This is a genomic window from Paenibacillus sp. JJ-223 (assembly GCF_927798175.1).
Classification (GTDB): Bacteria; Bacillota; Bacilli; order Paenibacillales; family Paenibacillaceae; genus Paenibacillus; species Paenibacillus hubeiensis.
In genome coordinates this window covers 539,620-556,441 of sequence record NZ_CAKMMP010000001.1, presented here as the reverse complement: position 1 = coordinate 556,441, position 16,822 = coordinate 539,620, and the positions used below count along the sequence as shown (strand labels likewise).

Sequence of the window (16,822 nt, the reverse complement as noted above, 5' to 3'; positions counted from 1 at the left end):
CCTCCTGTCAATAAGAAATGGCGCACGTCTTAAGCTCGGTAAAAAAATCCAGTCCAGCCTGGCCCTGTTCGCGCGAATGGGAGCTTGACAGCTTCATGCCGCCAAACGGGGACTGATACTCGACACCCGCGGTTTCCTGATTGACACGGACCATTCCGGCCCGAGCCTCGTCCAGGAACCGATGGGCAGCCGATAAATTTCGGGTAAACAGCGAAGCGCTCAGCCCATAAATCGATTGATTGCACAAAGCTACCGCTTCGTCAAAGTCGGCCGCTTTCAGCACCGCGGCGACGGGGCCGAATATTTCCTCCTGGATCAGTGGGTGACCTGCGCTTACGCCGGCGGCTACGATCGGCCGAATATAATACCCCTCTGAATCTCCGGAGACAGGCGGGCCCTGCGCCAGAATATCCGCTTGTTCGTTCGCCATATGCACATAGGACATGACGGTTTCATACTGTCCTGCGGAAGCCACGGGACCGAGGTAAGCCTCGCTGTCCAATGCCGGGGCCAGCTTGATGTTGGACATGGCATGCGACAATTCCCTGACAAACGAATCGTAGATGCCTGAATCCACGATAATCCGGCTTGTTGCCGTGCATTTTTGCCCAGCCGATCGAAACGCGCCGCTGACAATGAGCGGCACAGCCGTTTCAAGATCCGCGTCGTTTAATACGACGGCAGCATTTTTGCCGCCCATTTCGGTCTGATATTTGATATTGCGCCTGGCGCACATTTGAGCAATGCCAAGTCCTGTGGACGTGGAGCCGGTAAAACTCACGGCGTCCAAAGGCGTTTCCTCCAGCAGCGCCTTGCCGATCCGGCTGCCCTTGCCGATAACCAGATTGATGACGCCGGGCGGAAGCCCAGCTGCTTCAAACAGTTCCGCCAGCCTGGTCGCGGTCAGCGATGCAAGCTCGGCCGGCTTCCATACGACCGTGTTTCCGCAAATCAGCGCAGGCGCTATTTTCCAGATCGGAATGGCCACGGGGAAGTTCCAGGGCGTAATGATGCCCGCCACGCCGAGAGAAACCTTTCTCGTGAATTGCAGCACATTCCGCTCACTCGAAGGGATGACCGCACCGTTCGCCCGCAGGCCCTCGGCGGCGTAATAACGCAGCAGATTCATCCCCCGCCTTACTTCCCCGCGCATTTCGGCAATCGGTTTCCCCATCTCCAGGCTTGCGAGAAGGGCGACGTCATCCGAGGCCGACTCCAGCAGATCCGCCATCCGTTCCAAATGACCGGCTCTGGCGGGGCCGCTCAAGCCAGACCAAGAGCCGTAAGCTATTCGCGCCGCCTGCTCCGCCTGAACGACCTGCGACGAATCCGATAAATGCAGCACCCCTACCTGCTCTTTGGTATTGGATGGGCTGAATACGGCGCACTCTCCCGCCGTCGGCTCGATCCATTCTCCACCGATCCAGTTGCGGCTGTTTTTCATTCGAGTTCCTCCTTTTGCAAAGCTCATCATTCAGCTGATCCCCCAAGTCCAGTGATCATGGCTGGCTCCATTCGCGCTTCACGGCAAACTCAAATGCTTCCTTAATGGCGGCATACTCGGCTGCCGGGAGAGGAAGGCGGGGCGGACGCGTCGGTCCTGCCGAAAATCCGGCCAGTTCCATCATATATTTGATCGACTGGACGAGCTGCGGACTGGCATCGAAGTGAAACAGCGGGAGAAGATGGCGATATAGATCGGTTGCCTCCTGAACTTTTCCTTGTCTCGCCAGATTAAACAGCTCCACGCCTTCCTTGGGCAGGGCATTCGGCACGCCCGAAATCCAGCCCGTTGCTCCGCACAACGCACCTTCCATGGCTAAATCGTCAACGCCGATCATCACTTCCAGATCGGTATGGGCCAAAATAGCGTGCACGCGGCGGATATCCCCGGAGAATTCCTTCACGGCCACGACATGTTCAAGTCCGGAAAGTCTGGAAAGCAGCTCTGGCGTCAAATCGACTTTGTAATCATGCGGGTTGTTGTAAACGATGATCGGTAACCCCACTTCATTCAGTGCTTCATAATGAGCGACGACCTCAGACTCGAGCGGCTTGTAATTGATCGGCGGCAAGGCCATCACGCCGGCGGCTCCCGCATCCCTGGCGTGCCGTACCCAATCTACAGCCTGCTTGGTGGAAGGCGCCGCGGAGCCGACGACCACCGGCACTCGTCCTGCCGCGGCTTCGATGACCGTCTCCACCACCTTGGCCCGCTCCTCCTGCGTCAAAGTTGCATATTCGCCCAATGATCCGGCTGGAATCAAACCGTTCACGCCCTGTAAGATGAGCGTATCGCAAAGCTCGGCAAGACGCTGGTAATCGACCTCGTAATCCGCTGTAAACGGTGTGACAAGCGCGACATAGACCCCTTCAAATGTTGGCATATTGATATTTCTCCCCTCAGTGTTATCCAGCCTGCATCGAACTCGATTCAGTACAGAACAAAGCCTTCCGGCAGCGGGTCCGACGGATCGAGCAAAAAGTTCATAAAGCCCAGAATGTGAGCAGTTCCGGTAAGGCTGGGAATGACGGCATGATACCCGTGAGTTTCCGTTTCACTCGCGATGCTTCCTACGATTTGGGCGCCAGTGATGCCTTCATATATAACCTGCTGCCCGGGCTCCAGCGGACAGCGGGCATGCAGAACCGCCATGTGGGCGCAGGCGGCGGCCCCTCCGGGCGACCGATCAAGCTGCTCTCCGGCCAATGCAGCCGCACAGCGATATGCGAGCCGGTTCGGGTGTCCGTCATCGCCCGTTGCATCGTGCCTTTGATAAAAAAAGACGCCGTTAATTCCGGTTATCCAGTCCAATTGCGGATGCCTTACCTCAAGCTGCCGCTCGATCTCCTCCCGGATCAGCCTGCCCCATTCCCGCAGCTTCGGAAGCGCAAAAACATCACCGGTTTCCCACATCGACGTATCGACGACAGCATAAAACTCACCGCCAAAGGCGACATCGACCCTTGCCTCCATGCCTTGAACCTTCACCGCAAGCTGCTCGGCATACACGAAGCTTGGGACATTCCAAAAAGAAACCGACCGGACCTCATGCCCGTCGCAGTCGGCAAATGCCTTGACCGTTCCGGCAGGGCAATCGATCAGAATGCCTTTGGCCGCTTCGGAGGGAGACAGCTGTCCTGTCGACGTCCATGCCGCGACGGCGGCGATGATTCCGTGGCCGCTAATGGCCGAAAGGCCGGCCTGGTTCAGGAATAACAGTCCGAAGCTTGCTTCCTCCGTCGTTGGTGCCGTCACAATCGCCCCCGTCATCTCGCGGTGTCCACGCGGTTCAGCCAGCAGCAGCTTTCGGACGGAATCGAAATGTCGTTTGAAAAATAAAGACTTCTCATACTGGGAGGAGCCGCTGATCTGCGGCAGCCCCCCGGTGATGATCCGCAGCGGCTGACCGCAGGAATGCGTATCGAGCGCCGCATACCATTTCGTTGTTTCCATAGCTGGCCTCCGATTAACTTCGTTAGAGCAGGAAGAATCCCTTACTCAACGGGTCTTGGTCCTGATAAACAAACTGATGAAAGCCCGTAATCCATGCCGAACCGGATATTTCGGGAATGACTGCCGTCCTGCCGCCCACGGTCGTTTCCTCCAACACTTTGGCCCGGAACATGGAGCCCACAATGCTTTCATGCACAAACTCCTCTCCCTTTTGCAGTTCCCCCTTGGCGTAAAGCACAGCAACCTTCGCCGAAGTCCCCGTGCCGCAGGGAGAGCGGTCAATGCCGCCGGGGGGCACAACCACCGTATTCCGGCAGCTGGCCGACGGCGATACGGGATCACTATAGAACTCGATATGGGTGAGTCCGCGAATGACGGGAAATTCGGGATGTACCACCTCGATTTCACGATTGACCGCCTCCCGGATCTTGATCGCCAGCCCGACGATTTCCGAACCGCGGCCGGGAACGAGCGGCAGACGAAGCGGACGCGCATCCACAAGCCCGTAAAAATTGCCCCCGTACGCAATATCCATGGAAATGACGCCAATGCCCTCCACGCGAACCCGTACATCCGACTGATATAAAAAGGAGGCGATGTTGGTGAACGAAACCTTTTTCACCTTTCCGTTCTCCACCGTAAGCTTTGCTTTCACCATACCCGCCGGCGTATCCAAATGGATGACGTCCTTGCTTCCCGGGTAAATTCCTCCCTCGATCAACGCGGTGCATAAACCGATGGTGTCGTGTCCGCACATCGGTAAATATCCGCCGCTTTCAATGAAGACAACCCCGATGTCTGCCTCTTTATTGCATGGCGGGGTCAAAATGCAGCCTGACATGACTTCGTGTCCCCGCGGCTCCAGCATCAGGGCCCGGCGAAAATCGTCGTAATGCTCGGACATGTACACCATCTTCTCGGTCATTGTGCAGCCGATCAGCTCGGGTGCTCCGCTTGTTACGGTCCGGGTGGGGTTTCCCCCCGTGTGCGTGTCGATGGTGGTCACCAGCTTGGATATTTTCAAAAGACTACCTCCTGTCTGCCCGCCTCTCGGCGGAAACGGTCATAACGCAGCGGATCAACCGGAATGCAGGTCGGGACTCCTTTCAGCATTTCGCTAATGACTTTTCCCGTAACGGCCGCGAGGCTGATGCCATCGCCCTCGTGTCCTGCCGCAATGTAGAATCCGGGAATTTCATCAACGGCAGATACGATGGGCAAATGATCCGGCGTCCAAGGGCGAAGCCCCGCGTAGGTCCGAAGCAGCGGAACCTGTTTCAGGACAGGAAAAAACCGGATTGCTCTTTCGGCGATAAGCCGGATGACCTCCTGATCCACCCGGGCGTCCATCCCTACAAATTGGCGGCTCGAGCCAATCAGGAAATTTTGCGAAGCAGTCGGTTCGAATACGAGCGCGATCCCGTATTGTTCAAATTTCGGTTCCACGCTGCGTTTTCCGCCAAACTTGCTCATCAGGTAACCGAATTCCATCACCTTTCGCTTCCCGATGCTCTCCCAGCGGGAAGCGACCAGAATGTGACCCTTGCGGGGTTCGATCGGAATATCCAGCCCGACCATTTGTCCGATATGCTTCGACCATACCCCTGCAGCATTGATGACGGTCCGGGTATGAATCGTGCCGGCGGCCGTCTCCACTCCGCGTATTCTCCGCTTTGCATCAAGCAAAATCGCCGTAACGGGCGTATGGTTCCGCAGCCTGGCTCCGTACCGTCGGGCGGCAGATGCCAGCGAATAGGCCAGCAGCACCGGATTCACCGTCGAATCTGTGGCACACTCCAAGCCGCCGGGCAGATCTTCGGCCAGTGCCGGCCATTCGCCGCGCAGATCTTTCTGGTCGAGCATGCGGAACGGAAGGCCGGCCTCACGCTGGCGTAAAACCCAGTTTTCGGCGGCAAGCATCTCCTCTTCCGTCTCGCAGACCAGAATGCTGCCGGGGGCGCGGTATTCAAATTCCTCACCCAGCTCCCGAGCCCATTCCGCCACCAGCTCCTGCGATTTTAAGGACATCTGGCTGTCAAAGCCGGGGTCCTTGTCAATCGCAAGAATATTGCCGTCGCATTTGGATGAGGTTCCTCCGGCGAGCTCCCCTCGCTCCACCACAATCACGTCCATACCTTGCTTCGCTGCATAATAAGCAATGGACAGGCCGATAATGCCTCCGCCGATGACGACAACTTCCGCAGATTCCGCATTCATGAATCGCTCCCCTGCCTCCCCTCTTACAACACAATCAGTTCTTTATTCGATGTTGTCAGCACTTCAATGCCCGTATCGGTAATCAGAATGTCGTCTTCGATGCGGACGCCTCCAAAATCAGGAAGATAGATGCCGGGCTCAACCGTCATAATCATGCCAGGCTCCAGCCGATCCTCCGTTTGTTTGGAAAACCGCATAAGCTCGTGAATCTCCAAACCAAAGGCGTGACCAAGGCCATGGCCGAAATACTCCCCGTACCCGCGGCGGGAAATATACTCCCTGGCCAACGCGTCGCCCTCCTTCCCGGTCATGCCCGGCTTCAGTCCCTCCAGAACGGATTTGTTAGCGTCCAACACGATCCCGTATATTTCCCGATGGCGCTCGGTTGGTTTGCCGATAAAAACCGTGCGCGTCAAATCGGAACAGTATCCATCGTAATTCGCGCCGAAATCCAGGGTCACGAATTCATTCATGCCCAGCGGCTTGTCGCTGGCCAATCCGTGCGGAAGCGCCGAGCGCGCGCCGGAAGCGACGATGGTCGGATACGCCGACGACACCGCGCCTTTTTTACGCATGAAATATTCCAGCTCCGTCGCCACATCCCTTTCGGTCACGCCCGGCTTCATTACGCCCAGAATAAACGCAAAAGCCTGTTCCGTAATTTCGATCGCCTTGCGGATACAACGCTGTTCCTCCTCGTCCTTGATCCCGCGCAGCTTTTCGATGACATTCCCGGTTGGCGCCAGCTCGATCCCTGCAAACGTCCGCTCGTACGCTTCATAGTCGGCAAAAGGAACATGATGTTTTTCAAACCCCATTTTCTTGACGCCGGCAGTACTCAGTTTTTCACGGATGAATTCAAGAGGCTCGCCCCCATGCTGCACCACTTCAAATTCCATGGCTTGCTGCTCCGCTTGGCGAACATAACGAAAATCGGTCACCAGCCATGCCTGCTCCTGTGTAATTACGGCCCAACCGGCGGTGCCCGTAAAGCCGGTAACGTATCTCCGGTTAAACGGACTGGAAATCAACAGTGCATCCAGTTCCTGCCGCGCAATTGCTTCTCTTGCCTTGCCGAGTCGCCGAGCTTTCATATTGGATCACGCTCCTACCGTATTGTGACAAAGCGAATGTATACAGTCTCTTCAGCATGTAACGAAATGAAGTGGAATTTTATTCAACAATGTTGAATTATAGGGATGCCGACTCCTGAATTACCCCTTCATTCCGGTCAACGTAATTCCTTCGATAAAATAACGCTGGCCTATGAAAAAAACGACGATGACCGGTAAAATGACCACAGTCGAGGCCGCCATCAGAAGGTGCCACTGCGCGCTGTGAAGCGACTGAAACATTTGCAGGCCCAGCGCCAGCGTGAACTTTCTCTCCTCATTCAAGTACACCAGCGGTCCCATGAAGTCGTTCCAGGAATTCATAAAGGAGAACAATCCGATCACGATGAGAGGTGGTTTGGACAAAGGAATGATGATCCGGGTGAAAATGGTCCACGGGCCTGCACCATCCACATATGCAGCTTCGTCCATATCTTTCGGTATCGTGGAATAAAACTGCCGGAGCAAAAAGATATCAAAGGCCGAGCCAAACCATACCGGCAGAATCAGCGGGACATACGTATTGATCAGGTCGGCAAACCTCCACCCGATAAACGTAGGAATCAAGGTGACGGCGCCGGGAAGCATCATGCTGGCCAGCAGCAGGCCGAAGAAGAGCCGTCTTCCCGGCCATTCCAGCCTGGCGTAGCTGTAAGCTCCAATCGAACTGCTGAAGAGTGCTCCAAACAGACAGCTGACCGTAATGATCAGTGTGTTGCGGAAAAACAGGAAAAAGTCGATGGTGGTTAGCGCCTCCACATAGTTTTGAAGCTGAAAGGGCGAAGGAATCCACTTCGGCGGCATCTCGAAAATTTGCAGCGAATTCATCATGGAACTGCGTACCAGCCAAAACAGGGGCAGCAAGCAGAAGGCAGCTCCCGCAATGAGGATCGAGTAAACGATAATCTGCTGAATACGGCGGCTTTTCTTCACAGGGAGCTACACCTCGCTTTCATAGAATACCCAGGATTTCGACGTGCGGAAGAATATGACCGTGACCAAAAGCACGATGATGAACAGAATCCACGCAATGGCGGATGCTTGCCCCATTTCCCCGAACTGAAAGGCCTGCCGATAAATATAGTAGTTATAAAACAGGCTGGCATTGTTGGGCCCTCCCTGCGTCATAATCAGCGCCTCGGTAAATACCTGGAAGGCTCCGATCGATCCCATGATCAGGTTAAAGAAGATAATTGGCGTCATCATGGGAATCGTAATATGCCGGAATTTCCGGAATGCGCCGGCACCGTCCACAATGGCCGCCTCATACAAGGATCGCGGCACCCCTTGCAGGCCTGCAAGGAAAATGATGATGGTGCTCCCCATCCCCCAAAGGCTCATCATCACAATCGAAGGCACCACCGTTTGTTCGGAATACAACCAGTCGAGCGTAGGCAGATTCAGTGCTTCAAGAAAGCTGTTGAACAGTCCCAGATCAGGACTAAACAGCCAGAGCCAGATCATGGAAGAGGCGACCGCAGGCACGATGGACGGCAAATAAAAGATCGTGCGAAAGACGGATTTGCCGCGAATGAACTGCATGTTCAGCAAAAAAGCAGCCATAAAGGAGAACACAAGGCCAAACGGAACACGGAGAATGACGTATTTCAAGGTGACCCACAACGAATTGTAGAAATAGGGATCCGTCCCGTCAAAGAGCCGAATATAATTGGCGAATCCGATAAATTTAGGCGTGTTGACGATCCGGTAATCCGTAAAGCTGAGCAGCAAACTGGCGAGCATCGGCAGCATGACAAACAACATCAGTCCCACAATGCTGGGTAGGGCGAACAGGATGCCCGCCATGGCGATCCGGCGTTTGTGTTGAATATGAATCCCCCCTATCTTCAATGAATATCGTTCAAGTCATAGACAGACCGTGGTTTGCTGCTGCCGCCGGATAAGGATCACCTTCCGTAATAACCCTCGATCAGCGGCACGACTTTGGGCTCCACCCCTTTTAGCGCCTCTTCCGCTTTTTGTTTGCCCGTCCATACCAAGTCAAGTGCCGGCGTGACGAGCGCGTTGATTTTGTCCAGATTCTTCACTTCAAAGCCGGGCGTGCGGATTCCGTTTTCAATGGTTTGTTTCATAAAAGCTTCCGTGTAGCCTTCCGGGTGCGCTTTGTTCCCCGCCGCCCATTTGTTGATCAGTTCGGGATTCGTGTACCACTCCTTCTTCAGCGGCATCCATAATCCGCCCTCGATCAGCGGCAGTACCGATTCGGGATCGGTCATATATTTATACAGCAGCCAAGCTTCTTCCGGATGTTTGGTTGATTTGAAAATGACCGTTGGTGCACCGTCCAGCAGCGTGTTGCTTTCCTTCAGCTTCGGCAGGACTCCGACGCCGAGATTAAAATCCTGTTCCGCAAAGGCTTGAAGCGCCCAGTTGCCGGATACCGTCATAGCGACCTTTTTCGTTTGAAGTGCCGTATCCGGCATGTTTTTGGCCTGCAGCGGCGTAGGGGAAACATGGTGCACATACATCAGGTCCGCAAGCTTTTGAATCGCCTCGATCGCTTCCGGCTGGGCCAGCCCGAAGCCTTTGCCGTCTTCGGTCAGGAAGTTCCCGCCGTTGGATACCACCGCCGCCATCATGTTATACGGATCGTACTGAAGGCCGAACTGCCTGATTTTATCCGGGTTGAAATTCGGGTCCAACGCATTTCTTCCCTGATCATCGAGCGTTAATTTTTTGGCATACTCCACAAATGTGTCCCAATCCCATGCTTGTGCGGCATCCGTTGGAGGCAGCTCGACCCCGGCTTCCAGCAGCAAATCCTTGTTGTACATAAGACCATACCCTTCAACAGCGGTACTCGTCCCGATGATGTTGCCAGGAGCAATTTCATACCATATCTGATCCAGGTAATCGTCCTTGTTGAAATCGGGGTCGTTTTCCATGAGCGGGGTGAGGTTCAGCAGCTTCCCGTCACGTCCCCAGCTCAGAGCGGCCCCCGATGACAGGTAACCGAGATCCGGTGCAACGTTGCCTGCAACCATCGTCGTCAATTTGGTCAAATAATCCGCTGGAACATGCATCGGTTCGACCTGGATCCCGGTTTCCTGTTCAAAACGCTCAAGCGCCTCCGTAACTGTTTTCTTTTCAATGGTGTCTCCCCAAAAGGAAAATTTAAGTGTGACGGGCTCCTCTTGACCGTTCTGGCCGCCTTGGGCTTCAGGAGCATTTCCGGTATCCGAGCAGCCCGCCAGCAGCAAGCTGATCGCCAGAGCAGACGATAATATCGCTCCTGTGAGACGTTTGGCTATGTTCATCTGCGAAACCTCCATTCATTGGCTGATGGTTTGTATATTTATTGTAAAAAAAATCCGTCGCCCAAAAAATTCGAACATATTTGTATAGGTGGAGTATTTTCACATGTTTGATGCCGGCAGGTTGATTTGTACCCTAGTGCCCTGTCCCTCAACTGAAGTCAGGGTGACGCCATAGCCGTCCCCATAGATGAGTTTGATTCTTTTGTCCACATTCCGGATGCCGATGGATTCGCCTGCACGCTTACCCAACTCTTCCAATTTGCTCGGAGCGATGCCCGTGCCGTTATCCTCGACCGTGAAAAAACGTTCGCTACCGGTCACCCATCCCCGGATGACGATCTCTCCCCCGCTATGCAAACGGGAAAATCCGTGAACGATCGCGTTTTCGACAAACGGCTGCAGGAACAGCTTGGGCACTTGGTATGCATACAGCTCGGGGGCAATATCATAGCTGACGGTAAACCGGTCTTCGAAACGCTGATTGGTAATGAAAATATAATGCTTCAGCCAGTTCAGGTCGTCGGCCAAATCGCCGGTGTCCTGACTGTTCCGGGTCGTATACTGCAGCATGGAGGATAAACTGACGATCATGCGGCTCAGCTCGGTCTGGTTGTTTTCAAGCGCCGTCCAATTCATGATGTTCAGCGTGTTGTACATAAAATGGGGATTCAGCTGAATGTTCAGCGACATGATCTCGGTCTCTTTTTCCCGCAGCTTGACTTTGTAATTCTCTTCGATCAAATTGTTGATTTTGACATTCATTTGATTGAATTTGTGGATTAACAGTCCCATCTCGTTATAGGATTCAACGGGAATTCGCGTATCGAACTCGCCCTCACCCGTTTTTTTGATGGCTTGCAGCAGCTGATGAATGGGCTTGGTAATGGAATTGGCAAAAATATACGCGAGCAGGAGTGAAAGAAGCAGGAGGATCACGGCCAAGTAAAAGGTGTAGGATTTGATCTCCGGCAAAAAAGCCGACACCATCGCTTCGGGCGATATGGTGATCCCCGAGATCCATCCCGTCACCCCAGACATATCAAAACAAATGATAAGCGGCTTTCCATTCTGCGTCACCGTCAAGGTTCCGCTTTTCCTCTCCGTCATTTCATCCAGCCAAGCGGGATCGATGGCAGCCGTTTCCTGCTCCATGGATGTGCCCGCCACCGGCTGCCCTTCCGGGCTGATCACAAAAAAAGAAGCTCCGGCGGACGGGAGCGTGTCGGCGAAGCGGGAATGGTACATTTCCGGCCGATACACAACGGCCAGCACGGGAAGCTCGGCCTTGCCCTGCAGTTCGGCGACTTCGCCATTATTGATATTGAACAGCTTCAGCAAACGGACGCCAGCCAGCAGGCGAACATATTCGGGAGGCTTGGAACGGCGGATATTCTGCTGAAACATGTGATCAAACGAAAAGGTAGGTACCCACTCCATCGCCCCGTCCCCCCGTAAAGCTGCTTGGTATAATGCCGTTTGGTTGAAGCTGCTATACGGAATAAAAGCGGAGGCGCCCGTGGGGCCAATGTTGGAATAACTGGTTATGAGATGGATGGAATACATCTGTCCTAAGTCCGTAAAGTACGTGTTTAACGTCCGGCTGACCTTTTTTTCCATCGAGATCATGCTGTATTCGTCATCAGGGTTTGCATGCAGGTACTGCTCATACAACGTTTGGTCCCCGATCATGGCCAGGCTGCTTTCTTCTACCCGCGCGAGTTCGGCGTCCATGATTTCATTGTTTTGTTTAACGATGGAATACCAATTTTGCTTGGCAAATTCGGAGACGAAATCCCTGCTTGAATGAAAATACATCCAGCTCAGGATGCTGAGGGGGAGCGAAACGATGAGTGCATAAGTCAGGAAAAGCTTGGACCTGTAGGTGAGATCTTTAAAACGCGGCAATGGGCAACGTCCTCTCAAATGGCATCCCTTCCTTTTAGCGAATAGCAGATAGATGGCGATACTCTTCGGGGCTTGTGCCAAACTCCTTGCGAAACAGACGAATGAAATACTTTGCGTCCTTGTACCCTACGCTTTCGGCAATTTGGTACACTTTCCGGGGGGTCTGCAGCAGCAAGTCGGCGGCAGCCTTCATTCGGGTATGCGTGATGTACTGATGAACGGTCATCTGGGAGTGGGTTTTGAAAAGCATGCAAAAATACGAGGGATTAAAATGAAATTTCGTTGCCAGCGTACTGAGCGACAAATCATCTTCGTCATAGTGCGTATCAATATAAGCCTTGCAGCTGTCGATAATGGATTCGGCTTTGCACTGCCGTCGTTGTTCCAGACGTTCCGTCAGACCGAAGATCCATTCCCGCGCCGCCTCTTTAAGTTCATTTACGGTATGACAGTGAAGCAGTGCTTCCTCATAGGCTGTGCTATTCAAGGGTGCAAACCCTTTTTCCATTAAAAGGGAAGCCGCTTGATGAATCGATGCAGCGAGAAAATATTTCAATTTTTCCGGCTCGGGAAAGGCGTTCCCGTCATCCTGGCGAACAGCGGAATCCAGACAGGCCTCAATTTCCGGCTTGTTTCCGGACAACACCGCTCTGATCAGCCCGTTGATTTCAAGCTTCACGACGGCAGGCGGGTCTTCGCTATTGATCTGCCCGGCTCCGTACAGCGCCCCTCCGCCTTTATAAAATCTGGCTTTGAGCGCATGGCAGGCTTGCTGGTAAGCTAGTCTGACGCCATGCCATTCGGCAAAACAATGCCCCAAGCCAAACGTTAGTTCCGCTCCGTATGTCTGCAGGAAGTGTCGAATGACCCCATGAAGGCTGTCCTCGAAGCCGGGCGGCACCATGGAGGTCGACTCGGAGTTCATAATCAAGACGGTGAGCATTCTTTCCTTCATGCAAAATGCGCAGGAGAATCCGAATTCCTCCATGATCTCCAGCAGTGTCCCTTTGAGGCTGCTCAGCAGAAGCTGATGGTCTTTCGCCATGCCAAAAACTGCGGCCAGCACGACCCCTTGCTTGAATGCCGGGAATGTGCTTTCCAGCAATCGATAATTCTGGTCAGATGGATATCCTTCCAGCAGTTCGGATAGTGCGGATTCCAAGCATGCCAGACGCGCAGTGCTGGCTTTACGCTCTGCTTTCGCAAGCAGCGGCATGATGTTTTTTTCCTCCACCGGTTTAAGCAAATAATCGCTGGCGCCTAACTGGAGCGCACGCTGCGCATAAACAAAATCGGAATAAGCACTTAAAATGACAACGCTTTCATCTCTTCCCCTGCGCGTCAACTGTTCCATTAATTCCAGGCCGTCCATCACCGGCATCTGAATGTCCGTAAACACCAGATCCATCGGATGAACATCCAAACTTTCCAAAGCCTCCTGCCCGTCTCTGGCATCAAAGATGGTATACTCCGGTTTCAGAGCCTTCAGCATGCGGGACAGCCCTCTTCTGTGCCTCGGTTCGTCATCCACAACCAAAATATTTAACATGTTTCATCCCCTTTCCTACCCATTCGTATCGGAACAAAACACCGACAAATACTTGACTTCATCGGATACCAGCACATATTTGTGGTTCTCTACCGAATCAAAATACAGACTGTCGCCGGCATTTAACGTGTATTCTTCCTTCCCTACGTAATAAATCATCGTACCTTCAAGCACATAAATAAATTCCTGCCCGACATGGGAAAACGTCCTTTTGCCTGTCTTGCCTTTCTGTACGACAAAGTAAAACGGCTGCATCAGTTTTTCCGGCCGTTTGGCCGCAATGGCGGAAAACGCATACCCTTGGTCCGTCTGGACCATTTTTTCCATGTTGCTCGCTTTTGGCGTGTACACCGTTCCGTTAAAATCGTTATCATCCAGCAGCATGGAAATTTTGGTTCCAAGCGATTCGGCAATCCTGATCAACGTGCCGATGGGAGGGACCGTCTTCCCGTTTTCGATTTTGGACAATAAGCTTTTGGTAAATCCGCATGCCTGTGCGATCTCCTCCTGACTCCGGTTTTGTTCCAGTCGAAGCTTTCGGATTTTGCTTCCCAATTCCATTCCATTGCTCTCCTAACCAAGTGTCATTCAACATAGTTTAATCATATGAAACAACATTAAATTCAAATTGTCAATAAATTTTAACAAATGCATCTAGACAATTTAACATAGCCGTGATAGAACAATGGCAAGGTTGTGTTTTTTGCGATGATTATTCCATCAACAAACAAAAAAGCCGCTAAAATAGCGACTTTTACTAGGTTTTGTTTTGTCCTCGACCATTTTGGCGATCGAACGCTGCCCATTTCCAACACGTATTATGATGGGGTATTCAGCGATGATCGAAGCAAGCGTTAGTTATCTCTGATGGAACTATCGTTCTCCTTCAGAGCAGAATTTCGATTCTTGTTCCGCTATGAAACTCGCTCATAACGTGGATTTCCCCATCATGGGCCTTCACGATATCGTTCGCGATGGCCATGCCGAGTCCTGACCCTTTATGCAGCTCGCCTGTATTTGTTCCACGATAATAACGGTCAAATATCCGTTCCAGCTCCTCTTCCCGAATTCCTTTGCCGTGGTCCTCGACAACGATTCGGACCGTGCCGCCTTCCTTTTCGACGCTTACAGCAATAGAAACATCCTCAGAGTTATGGACTACCGCGTTGTAGATCAAATTGGCGACCGCCCGGCGGATCAGGATTTCGTCAACCTCTTTGAGGATTACTTCGTCGCTGTACCTGAAATCGATATTCCGATTGCCGTACCGGGTATCGTTCAACGTATCAATGACCGCGTTCCGAACGAGGCTGACAACGTTTACGCTCTTCAGATTGAGCGTGAGACCCATGTTTCTCAGACGGGTGGAAAGGTTCAGATCTTCAATCACGTCTTTTAAATAAAGCGACTTCCGCTCGATGATTTCCGCGTAATCCCGCATTTCCTCGACCGTAAAATCATAATCCTTATCCCGCATCATTTCGGAGTATCCCTGGATCGAAGCTAGCGGCGTTTTGATATCGTGCGAAATGTTCGCGATCCACTCCTCTTTCATGCGGTCCAGCCTGTTCCGTTCCAGTTCGCTTGCCCGCAGCTCCTCGGTCAGCATGTTGACGTTGTAAAACACGTCCTTGTAAATGCCCTTCGTTTCGTAGTGTCCCCGGTAGTTCTTATGGGCCAGCTGTTTTATTCCGTCTATAAGCGCGGAAAGCGGCCGGGTTAACCTCTTGCTGAACAGATAAGCGATGCAGAGCGCAATGAAACCGTCGACGCAAAGCACGGTCACGATCCCGATTTGAAGAAAACGTCCGACCTTCCGAATATCATAGGTGAGGATATTCCGCTCCAGATAAGGGTCCTGAAAGCCGATCAAATAGCTGTAGCGCTTCCCGTTCCCCTGCTTTTCCCCGATAAATACGGTCGACATCAATTCTTTTTCCATATACTTGTAGGTTTGCACGATATCCATCGGCGTGTATTTGGTCTTGGCCTCTGGCGGCACACGAAAGCCATAGACCTGATTCCCGTTTTCATCCAGAATTTGAATCCAGGCCTGATTACGCTCAAGCGTGTCCTTCCCCTGACCCGTAATGTCCATCCCCGTTTCGGAAAGAACAATCTCTTGTCCGAACGAACGGGTGATGGCCTCGGCCGAGTTGTCTCCTTGAAGAAACGGATACTTTGGTGATTCATTCTGGTATATATAAAGCCCGATGATTACCAAAATGTTTATGAAAATGACGATGACGACAATAAGAACGACGGATGCCAGATATCTGCCGGTCAGCCGCCATTTCATCGTCCCGGTTCCTCCACGGCAAGCTTATACCCGAGTCCCTTTACGGTCACCAAATATTGCGGGCTTGAGGGATTCTCCTCGATCTTTTCCCTAAGTCGCCGAATATGAACCATGACCGTGTTGTCATAACCGAAGGAATCCTCTCCCCACACCTGGTCGTACAAGCTTTCCTTGCTTATGATCCGGTTCGGGTGCTTCAGCAGATAACTAATGAGGCCCAGCTCTTTCGGTTTGAGCTCAATGATTTCGCCGTTTTTCTTCAGCTCCAACTTATGTTCGTCAAGCTCGAACGGGCCGGCTTTCAGCATGCGTTCCTTTTTTTCCTCATCCAAAGCAGCCTCCGTTCTTCTGAAACGGGCTTTGATCCGGTAAGCCACTTCCTTTGGACTGAACGGTTTGGTAATGTAATCGTCACCGCCTATGGCAAATCCGAGTATTTTGTCGATTTCCTCCGTTTTGGCCGACAAAAAGAATATCGGCACGTTCGAAACGCTGCGGATTTGTTTGCATACGTCATAGCCCTCGCCGTCCGGAAGCATAATGTCCAAAATAACGAGGTCGGGCTGCTTGTCCTGAAACCGAATCCAGCCTTCTTCGGCGGAAGAGGCGGTATACACATGCTCGAAACCTTCCTTACCCAGTACGGTTTTCAGCAGCTTGACGATATCCTCCTCATCGTCCACGATCAATATTTTCTGACTTAGCGGCAATTGGTTCGATCTCCTTTCTGCAGGCAGGAAAAAAGACCGGCAGCTAGAACCTGCCGAGTCTTCAGTAATCATCTTCCCCGCCTTTCCACGACTATAACCATATACCGAAATGGGCATATTGGCCAGCGACTCTATGATTATTCTTCACTTTTTTAGATACTCATTTTCCATTTCAAGCTGCTTGGGAATGCAAGATGGAGAAGAAAAATGCACCTTCACTGTTGGAGTGTGTCCTAACAATTGGGGTGCAGTTCAAAAAAACTTTTAATGGGCCAATGTTCTTGTTCTATAATTA

14 protein-coding genes are annotated in these 16,822 nt (G+C 52.5%); all 14 read right to left on the bottom strand.

Going from position 1 to position 16,822, the window contains the following annotated elements; translation table 11 throughout:
* Positions 1–7 precede the first annotated feature (7 nt).
* Complete coding sequence (locus L6H98_RS02315) at positions 8–1,444, bottom strand: aldehyde dehydrogenase family protein (protein ID WP_236412572.1); 1,437 nt, start codon at positions 1,442–1,444, stop codon at positions 8–10.
* A 55-nt stretch (positions 1,445–1,499) separates the two neighbouring features.
* Positions 1,500–2,387 carry a dihydrodipicolinate synthase family protein gene (locus L6H98_RS02310; RefSeq protein WP_236412571.1) on the bottom strand — a complete coding sequence of 296 codons (888 nt, stop codon included), beginning with the start codon at positions 2,385–2,387 and terminating at the stop codon, positions 1,500–1,502.
* Positions 2,388–2,434: 47 nt separating this feature from the next.
* On the bottom strand, positions 2,435–3,457 hold the full coding sequence (locus L6H98_RS02305) for a proline racemase family protein (RefSeq protein WP_236412570.1): 1,023 nt from the start codon (positions 3,455–3,457) through the stop codon (positions 2,435–2,437).
* 22 nt (positions 3,458–3,479) lie between these two features.
* A complete protein-coding gene (locus L6H98_RS02300) occupies positions 3,480–4,481 on the bottom strand; it encodes a proline racemase family protein (RefSeq protein WP_236412569.1) in 1,002 nt (333 codons plus the stop codon).
* Positions 4,478–5,674, bottom strand: a complete 1,197-nt coding sequence (locus tag L6H98_RS02295) for an FAD-dependent oxidoreductase (RefSeq protein ID WP_236412568.1) — start codon at positions 5,672–5,674, stop codon at positions 4,478–4,480. Before L6H98_RS02295 ends, L6H98_RS02300 begins: the two co-directional genes overlap by 4 nt.
* 23 nt (positions 5,675–5,697) lie before the next feature.
* Positions 5,698–6,768 carry a Xaa-Pro peptidase family protein gene (locus L6H98_RS02290; protein ID WP_236412566.1) on the bottom strand — a complete coding sequence of 357 codons (1,071 nt, stop codon included), beginning with the start codon at positions 6,766–6,768 and terminating at the stop codon, positions 5,698–5,700.
* A gap of 120 nt (positions 6,769–6,888) precedes the next feature.
* Positions 6,889–7,719 carry a carbohydrate ABC transporter permease gene (locus L6H98_RS02285; RefSeq protein ID WP_236412564.1) on the bottom strand — a complete coding sequence of 277 codons (831 nt, stop codon included), beginning with the start codon at positions 7,717–7,719 and terminating at the stop codon, positions 6,889–6,891.
* 6 nt (positions 7,720–7,725) lie between these two features.
* A complete protein-coding gene (locus tag L6H98_RS02280) occupies positions 7,726–8,592 on the bottom strand; it encodes a sugar ABC transporter permease (protein ID WP_236412953.1) in 867 nt (288 codons plus the stop codon).
* Positions 8,593–8,693: 101 nt separating this feature from the next.
* Complete coding sequence (locus L6H98_RS02275) at positions 8,694–10,064, bottom strand: sugar ABC transporter substrate-binding protein (RefSeq protein WP_236412562.1); 1,371 nt, start codon at positions 10,062–10,064, stop codon at positions 8,694–8,696.
* A 99-nt stretch (positions 10,065–10,163) separates the two neighbouring features.
* Entirely contained in the window at positions 10,164–11,987 is a 1,824-nt protein-coding gene (locus tag L6H98_RS02270; RefSeq protein WP_236412561.1) for a histidine kinase, read from the bottom strand.
* A 16-nt stretch (positions 11,988–12,003) separates the two neighbouring features.
* Positions 12,004–13,518, bottom strand: a complete 1,515-nt coding sequence (locus L6H98_RS02265) for a response regulator (protein ID WP_236412559.1) — start codon at positions 13,516–13,518, stop codon at positions 12,004–12,006.
* Between the two features lie 15 nt (positions 13,519–13,533).
* On the bottom strand, positions 13,534–14,079 hold the full coding sequence (locus tag L6H98_RS02260) for an XRE family transcriptional regulator (RefSeq protein WP_236412557.1): 546 nt from the start codon (positions 14,077–14,079) through the stop codon (positions 13,534–13,536).
* A 325-nt stretch (positions 14,080–14,404) separates the two neighbouring features.
* A complete protein-coding gene (locus L6H98_RS02255) occupies positions 14,405–15,817 on the bottom strand; it encodes a HAMP domain-containing sensor histidine kinase (RefSeq protein WP_236412555.1) in 1,413 nt (470 codons plus the stop codon).
* Positions 15,814–16,527 carry a response regulator transcription factor gene (locus tag L6H98_RS02250; RefSeq protein WP_236412553.1) on the bottom strand — a complete coding sequence of 238 codons (714 nt, stop codon included), beginning with the start codon at positions 16,525–16,527 and terminating at the stop codon, positions 15,814–15,816. Before L6H98_RS02250 ends, L6H98_RS02255 begins: the two co-directional genes overlap by 4 nt.
* Positions 16,528–16,822: the final 295 nt, after the last annotated feature.

Excerpts from the sequence above, each read along its gene's own strand:
- L6H98_RS02315 (WP_236412572.1), bottom strand. The coding sequence starts at position 1,444 with ATGAAAAACAGCCGCAACTGGATCGGTGGAGAATGGATCGAGCCGACG.
- L6H98_RS02310 (WP_236412571.1), bottom strand. The coding sequence starts at position 2,387 with ATGCCAACATTTGAAGGGGTCTATGTCGCGCTTGTCACACCGTTTACA.
- L6H98_RS02305 (WP_236412570.1), bottom strand. The coding sequence starts at position 3,457 with ATGGAAACAACGAAATGGTATGCGGCGCTCGATACGCATTCCTGCGGT.
- L6H98_RS02295 (WP_236412568.1), bottom strand. The coding sequence starts at position 5,674 with ATGAATGCGGAATCTGCGGAAGTTGTCGTCATCGGCGGAGGCATTATC.
- L6H98_RS02290 (WP_236412566.1), bottom strand. The coding sequence starts at position 6,768 with ATGAAAGCTCGGCGACTCGGCAAGGCAAGAGAAGCAATTGCGCGGCAG.
- L6H98_RS02280 (WP_236412953.1), bottom strand. The coding sequence starts at position 8,592 with ATGGCGGGCATCCTGTTCGCCCTACCCAGCATTGTGGGACTGATGTTG.
- L6H98_RS02275 (WP_236412562.1), bottom strand. The coding sequence starts at position 10,064 with ATGAACATAGCCAAACGTCTCACAGGAGCGATATTATCGTCTGCTCTG.
- L6H98_RS02265 (WP_236412559.1), bottom strand. The coding sequence starts at position 13,518 with ATGTTAAATATTTTGGTTGTGGATGACGAACCGAGGCACAGAAGAGGG.
- L6H98_RS02260 (WP_236412557.1), bottom strand. The coding sequence starts at position 14,079 with ATGGAATTGGGAAGCAAAATCCGAAAGCTTCGACTGGAACAAAACCGG.
- L6H98_RS02255 (WP_236412555.1), bottom strand. The coding sequence starts at position 15,817 with ATGAAATGGCGGCTGACCGGCAGATATCTGGCATCCGTCGTTCTTATT.